The sequence below is a fragment of the Mycobacterium sp. TH-M25 genome, from assembly GCF_057473665.1.
This window is the reverse complement of record NZ_JBYCLA010000562.1, coordinates 1-6,661: the sequence shown is the minus strand read 5'-3', so window position 1 is coordinate 6,661 and position 6,661 is coordinate 1. Positions and strand designations below refer to the sequence as shown.

Below are 6,661 nucleotides of genomic sequence, written 5' to 3'. Positions count from 1 at the left end.
GGCGGGATCGGGTATCCCGACCAGGAGATCGACGCCGTCATCGACGATCCGGACGCCTTACCGGCGAAGACGGCAGCGCTGCGAGCGCACGCCACGCAGCTGACCGTGGGACCCACCGGCCGCGCCCTGGCGTTGTCGAACAACATCGCGCTGCCGATCGTGACGCAGGAGCACTACATCTTGACCGTGGGCGTGGCCGGCGATCGTGATCAGCGCGGCTGGGAAACCGACCTGCTGGCCGGAGTCGACCTCGCCGGACGCCTCGCGCGGTAAGCTCGCGGCATGGATCCGGACCTGGACTACAACCAGCAGCATTGGCAGGACCGACTGGACAACTTCCAGTGGACGGTCATGTCCATCGTCTCGCAGTTGGACAGCGTTCCCACCTGACCGCCCTTCGAGTCGCCATTCTGGCGCTGCTGGCTGTCGACGGGCTGTTGTCGGCGATCGGCGGCGCCCTCTTTTTGCCCTCCTACATCGGTTCGGTCCCATTCCCGATCAGTGCCCTGGCCAGCGGCACGCTCAACGCCGCACTGGTGTGGGCTGGCGGGTATTGGACCACCTCGTCGCGGGTTGCCGCGCTGCCGATGTGGACCTGGCTGTTGGCGGTCTTGGTGATGTGTGTGCAAGGTCCCGGCGGCGACGTCATCCTCGCCGGCCGGGGAGTCCTGGCCTACAGCCCGTTATTGCTGCTCGTGGCGGGTATGGTGCCGCCCTTTGTGGTGCTGTATCGGCGCCGACCCGCCCGCTGAGGGCACCGGCCACGTGGTCCACGGCCGGAGGCTACTGTTGTCGCTCATGGCACGCGTGGGGTCGCGGAGAGTTGGGGACGTGCGGATGAAATGTCGACGTCCGGGAGTTACACACACGTGCCGTTGACTCCCGGCGAAGAGCCGACCTTGTTGCCCAGTCCGTCGGTACCCCCGGCCCCGGGCAGATCCGCGCTGCGCCGGGTGCTGCGGCGGGCCCGCGACGGAGTGGCGCTCAACATCGACGAGGCCGCCGTTGCGCTGACCGCTCGCGGCGACGATCTGGCCGACCTGTGTCGCAGCGCCGCGCGGGTTCGCGACGCCGGGTTGGAATCGGCTGGTCGGCGCGGCGGCACCGGACGACTGCCGGTCGGCTATTCCCGCAAGGTCTTCATCCCGGTCACGCATCTGTGCCGCGACTCCTGCCACTACTGCACGTTCGTCGAGGTGCCCGGCAAGCTGCGCGCCCAGGGCGCAGGCCTGTATCTCGAGCCCGACGAGATCCTCGACATCGCCCGCCGCGGTGCCGAACTTCGTTGTAAAGAAGCATTGTTCACCCTCGGCGATCGCCCCGAGGAGCGGTGGCCGGAGGCCCGGTCGTGGCTGGAAGAGCGCGGCTATGACTCGACGCTGTCGTACGTGCGCGCAATGGCGATCCGGGTGCTGGAGGAGACCGGGCTGCTCCCGCACCTGAATCCCGGCGTGATGAGTTGGTCGGAGCTGTCGAGGCTCAAGCCGGTCGCGCCGTCGATGGGGATGATGTTGGAGACCACGTCGCGGCGGCTCTTCGAGACCAAAGGCCTTGCGCACTACGGCAGTCCGGACAAAGACCCTGAGGTCAGGCTGCGCACGCTGACCGATGCCGGTCGGCTCTCCATTCCGTTCACCACCGGCCTGCTGGTCGGCATCGGCGAGACGCTGATCGAGCGGGCCGAGACGTTGCATGCCATTCGCACGTCGCACAAGGAATTCGGTCACGTCCAGGAAGTGATCGTGCAGAATTTCCGGGCCAAGCAGCACACCGCGATGGCGTCGACTCCGGACGCCGGTATCGACGATTTCCTGGCCACCGTTGCGGTGTCGCGACTCGTCCTCGGCCCGGCGATGCGGGTCCAGGCGCCGCCGAACCTGGTGTCGGAGCAGGAGTGCCTGGCGCTGATCGCCGCCGGCGTCGACGACTGGGGTGGCGTCTCGCCGCTGACCCCCGACCACGTCAACCCCGAACGGCCGTGGCCGGCGCTGGACAAGCTGGCCGCGGTCACCGCCGCCGCGGGCTATGACCTGGTGGAGCGGCTGACCGCGCAGCCCCGATACGTGCAGGCCGGAGCGGCGTGGATCGACCCGCGGGTGCGCGGGCATGTCGCGGCGCTCGCCGACCCGGATACCGGGCTGGCCGCCGACGTCATCCCGGTGGGCCTGCCGTGGCAGGAGCCCGACGACGTCGCGGTGTCTACCGGCCGGGTCGATCTGAACACCGCGATCGATACCGAAGGCCGCAAGACCGAGACCCGCAGCGATCTGGACAGCGCGTTCGGCGACTGGGAATCGATCCGGGCGAAGGTGCACGACCTGGCCGCCCGGGCGCCCGAACGCCTCGACACCGACGTGCTCGCCGCCTTGCGATCCGCCGAACGCGACCCGGCCTCGTGTACCGACGGCGAATATCTGGCGCTGGCCACCGCCGATGGCCCGGCATTGGAAGCCGTTGCGGCACTGGCTGATTCGCTGCGACACGATGCCGTAGGCGATGACGTGACGTTCGTGGTGAACCGGAACATCAACTTCACCAACATCTGCTACACCGGCTGCCGGTTCTGCGCCTTCGCCCAGCGCAAGGACGACGCCGACGCGTTCTCGCTGTCGGCGGACGAGGTCGCGCAGCGGGCCTGGGAGGCGCATGTGGCCGGCGCCACCGAGGTCTGCATGCAGGGCGGGATCGACCCGGAATTGCCGGTCACCGGCTACGCCGACCTCGTTCGTGCGGTCAAGGCGCGGGTGCCGTCGATGCATGTGCACGCGTTCTCGCCGATGGAGATCGCCAACGGCGTCAACAAGGGCAACTTGAGTGTTCGGGAGTGGCTGATCAGTCTGCGCGAGGCCGGCCTGGACAGCATCCCCGGCACCGCGGCGGAGATTCTCGACGACGAGATCCGCTGGGTGCTGACCAAGGGCAAGCTGCCCACCTCGATGTGGATCGAGATCGTCACGACCGCTCACCAGGTGGGCCTGCGGTCATCGTCGACCATGATGTACGGCCACGTCGACGACCCGCGGCACTGGGTCGGGCATCTCAACGTCTTACGCGACATCCAGGACCGCACCGGTGGTTTCACCGAGTTCGTGCCGTTGCCGTTCGTGCACCAGAACTCGCCGCTGTACCTCGCCGGCGCGGCGCGCCCGGGCCCCACCCATCGCGACAACCGCGCCGTCCACGCCTTGGCGCGAATCATGCTGCACGGCCGCATCTCCCAGATCCAGACCAGCTGGGTCAAGCTCGGCGTCGAGCGCACCCAGGTGATGCTCAACGGCGGAGCCAACGACCTGGGCGGGACGTTGATGGAGGAGACCATCTCGCGGATGGCCGGCTCTGAATTCGGCTCCGCCAAGACCGTGTCGGAACTCGTGGCGATCGCCGCGGGAATCGGCCGCCCAGCCCGCCAGCGCACCACCGACTACAACCCGCTGGCCGCGTAGCTCCCATCCCCGGCGAGCGTGCGTGTCTGCACCGCGACACGCCGACAGCGACGGCATTGTGCGCACGCTCGCAGCCTGAGTGGACCCGCGAGCCACTACAGACGAGCCACTACAGCCGGGCGGCCAGTTCGGTGCCCTGCTTGATCGCTCGCTTGGCGTCCAGATCTCCCGCGACCGCGGCGCCGCCGATGACGTGCGGGTCGACTCCGCCGCGGCGCAACTCCTCTGCGAGGTCGCGCACCGGCTCTTGGCCGGCGCAGACCACGATGTTGTCCACGTCGAGCAACTGCCGGCGTTCCCGCTTGGCGCCGAAGCTGATGTGCAGACCGTCGTCGCCGATCCGTTCGTAGTTCACCCCGGAAAGCTGCTGCACACCTTTGGCTTTGAGCGATGCCCGATGCACCCAGCCGCTGGTCTTGCCCAGCCCCTTACCCTGAGGTCCGCTGGAGCGCTGCAGCAGATACACCGCGCGCGCCGGCGGTGCGGGGATGGGAGCGATCAACGCGCCCGGTGCCTCCCAGGGGTCGGCGGCGCCCCACTCGGCCTTCCAATCTTCGAGGCTCAGCGGTTCATGCGTCGGCGAGGAGTCGGTGACCAGGAATTCGCTGACGTCGAAGCCGATTCCACCGGCGCCGATCACCGCGACACTCTTGCCGAGCGGCTTGACGCCGGTGATCGCCTCGGCGTAGGTCAACACCATCGGATGGTCGATGCCGGGGATGTCCGGAATGCGCGGCGTCACACCGGTGGCCAGCACGACGTGGTCGTAGCCGGTCAGATCGGCGGCCGACACCCGGGTGCCCAGGCGCACGTCCACGCCGTTGACGCGCAGCATCGTCGTGAAATACCGGATGGTTTCGTTGAATTCCGCTTTGCCCGGAATCCGGCGTGCCATGTCGAATTGGCCGCCGATGTAGCCGTTCGCTTCGAACAGCGTCACGTGGTGGCCGCGGCCGGCGGCGTTGACCGCGGCGGCCAGCCCGGCCGGCCCGGCCCCGACGACCGCGATCGACCGTGTGCGCCGGGTGGGGGACAGCACCAGCTGTGTCTCGCGGCCGGCTCTTGGGTTGAGCAGACACGACACCGTCTTGTGCGCGAACGCGTGGTCCAGACAGGCCTGATTGCAGGCGATGCAGGTGTTGATCTCGTCGTCGCGGGCAGCTTGTGCCTTGAGCACCCACTCCGGGTCGGCCAGCAATGGCCGTGCCATCGAGATCAGCTGCACATCGGTGTCTGCCAGAATCTGCTCGGCCGCCTGCGGCATGTTGATCCGGTTGGAGGCCACCACGGGAATGTCGACGTGCCCGGCGAGGGCGTGGCTGATGTCGACGAAGGCGTTGCCCGGCACCGAGGTGACGATGGTGGGCACCCGGGCCTCGTGCCAGCCGAAGCCGGAGTTGATGATGGTGGCCCCGGCGGCCTCGACTTCGGCTGCGAGCGTGAGGATGTCGTCCCAACTCTGGCCGCCCTCGACGTAGTCGGCCATCGACATCCGGTAGCAGATGATGAAATCGTCCCCGGTCGCGGCGCGGGCTTGCCGCACGATCTCGACGGGAAAGCGGCGACGCTTCTCGGCGGTACCGCCCCAGGCGTCGTTGCGTTTGTTGGTGCGCGCGGCCAGGAATTGGTTGATCAGATACCCTTCGCTGCCCATGATTTCGACACCGTCGTAGCCCCCTTCACGGGCCAGCTGGGCGCAACGGGCGTAGTCGTCGATGGTGGCCCCTACACCGGCCGAGGACAGTCGTCGCGGCCGAAAGGGGTTGATGGGAGCTTTGATCGACGATGCGCTGACCGACAGCGGATGGTAGGCATAGCGTCCGGCATGCAGGATCTGCAGCAGTATCTTGCCGCCGGCGTCGTGCACCGCCGAGGTGATACGCCGATGGCGGCGGGCCTGTGCCGAGGAGGTCAGATCCGCGGCGAACGGCAGCAGCCATCCGGTCCGGTTGGGTGCGTAGCCGCCGGTGATGATCAGGCCGACGCCGCCGTGTGCGCGTTCGGCGAAGTACTCGGCGAGCCGGTCGGTGTTGCGAGGACGATCCTCCAGGCCGGTGTGCATCGAGCCCATGATCACCCGGTTGCGCAGCGTTGTGAAGCCGAGATCCAACGGGGACAACAGGTTTGGGTAGTTCATCGGTCCTCCCGCCCGGGCGGCTCTGGTAGCGCCGCGATTATTTCGTCGAGCCACTCGATGGTGCCCTCTTCGGTGCGAATCCCGCCGCGTAGCACCAAGTGCTGATGTAATGCGGTGTCGCGCAACGACGCTGGATGGGAGAATTGCTTTTTCTCCAATCCCCGGTAGGTGTCCAGCAATTGGGCACGTGCGGCGCGAAAGGTGACCACCTGCTCGAGCAATGCGCGCCGGTCGCCGTAGATCGCGCCGCGCAGCTTGACGGCTAGCTCGCGCGAACCGCCGTGTCCTGAACTGGTGCTGGCCAGCGGCGCGCCGATCCAGCGGGCCAATTCGGCTCGCCCGGCCTCGGACACCGTGTAGACCTTCTTGTCCGGCCGTCCCTGCTGCTCGACCGCCGCCGCCGACACCCAGCCGTCGGCCTCCATCGTCCGTAGCGTGCGGTAGATCTGCTGGTGGGTGGCGCTCCAGAAGTAGCCGATCGAACGGTCGAACCGGCGGGTCAACTCGTAGCCCGACCCGGATTGCTCGCACAGCGACACCAGGATGGCGTGGGGCAGTGTCACCGGCGCAGCATAAGGATTCTGGCCCAGCCTATGCAACTTGTTGCACTGCAACAATGCGCATTGTGGCCTGTTGCTTGCGGTGTATGTGCAACGTCTAGTATCAGTAACGCCGCTGGGAAGTGACCAAACACCAACCGGCTCAGCCCACCTGCTACCTGGAGACCGTGGAGGAGACGTCTGTGACGTACACGATCGCCGAACCCTGCGTCGATCTCAAAGACAAGGCATGTATCGAAGAGTGCCCGGTCGACTGCATCTACGAGGGTGCTCGGATGTTGTTCATCCACCCCGACGAATGCGTCGACTGTGGTGCCTGCGAACCGGTCTGCCCGGTCGAGGCGATCTACTACGAGGACGACGTTCCCGAGCAGTGGGGCCAGTACACGCAGATCAACGCGGACTTCTTCGCCGAACTCGGATCTCCGGGCGGCGCAGCCAAAGTCGGTTTGACCGAGAACGACCCGCAGGTCGTCAAAGATCTTCCGCCGCAGGCTCACGACGACTGAGCGGCCTGGTGA

General features: G+C 67.2%; 5 protein-coding genes and 1 pseudogene. 4 read left to right on the top strand and 2 right to left on the bottom strand.

Translation table 11 applies throughout. The annotated features are described in order from the left end of the window. From AC2VOU_RS18730 to AC2VOU_RS18720, 3 genes and pseudogenes are all read left to right on the top strand, one after another. Nucleotides 1-273, top strand: a pseudogene (locus AC2VOU_RS18730) (N-acetyl-1-D-myo-inositol-2-amino-2-deoxy-alpha-D-glucopyranoside deacetylase); the annotation flags it as partial. 68 nt (nucleotides 274-341) lie between these two features. Beyond that, nucleotides 342-752: a hypothetical protein gene (locus AC2VOU_RS18725; protein WP_486958713.1), complete on the top strand. Its 411-nt coding sequence runs from the start codon at nucleotides 342-344 to the stop codon at nucleotides 750-752. Nucleotides 753-842: 90 nt separating this feature from the next. Continuing rightward, on the top strand, nucleotides 843-3,443 hold the full coding sequence (locus tag AC2VOU_RS18720) for a bifunctional FO biosynthesis protein CofGH (protein ID WP_486958712.1): 2,601 nt from the start codon (nucleotides 843-845) through the stop codon (nucleotides 3,441-3,443). 109 nt (nucleotides 3,444-3,552) lie between these two features. On the opposite strand, the gene AC2VOU_RS18715 is transcribed toward AC2VOU_RS18720, so the two are convergent. Next, nucleotides 3,553-5,580 (bottom strand): oxidoreductase, encoded by a 2,028-nt coding sequence (locus AC2VOU_RS18715; RefSeq protein ID WP_486958711.1) that lies wholly within the window; start codon nucleotides 5,578-5,580, stop codon nucleotides 3,553-3,555. After that, a complete protein-coding gene (locus AC2VOU_RS18710) occupies nucleotides 5,577-6,143 on the bottom strand; it encodes a PadR family transcriptional regulator (protein ID WP_486958710.1) in 567 nt (188 codons plus the stop codon). The genes AC2VOU_RS18715 and AC2VOU_RS18710 overlap by 4 nt, the downstream gene beginning before the upstream one ends. Before the next feature lie 179 nt (nucleotides 6,144-6,322). Here AC2VOU_RS18710 and fdxA point away from each other — a divergent pair, with 179 nt between their 5' ends. Beyond that, nucleotides 6,323-6,649 carry a ferredoxin gene (fdxA, locus tag AC2VOU_RS18705; protein ID WP_486958709.1) on the top strand — a complete coding sequence of 109 codons (327 nt, stop codon included), beginning with the start codon at nucleotides 6,323-6,325 and terminating at the stop codon, nucleotides 6,647-6,649. The last annotated feature ends 12 nt before the right edge of the window (nucleotides 6,650-6,661 follow it).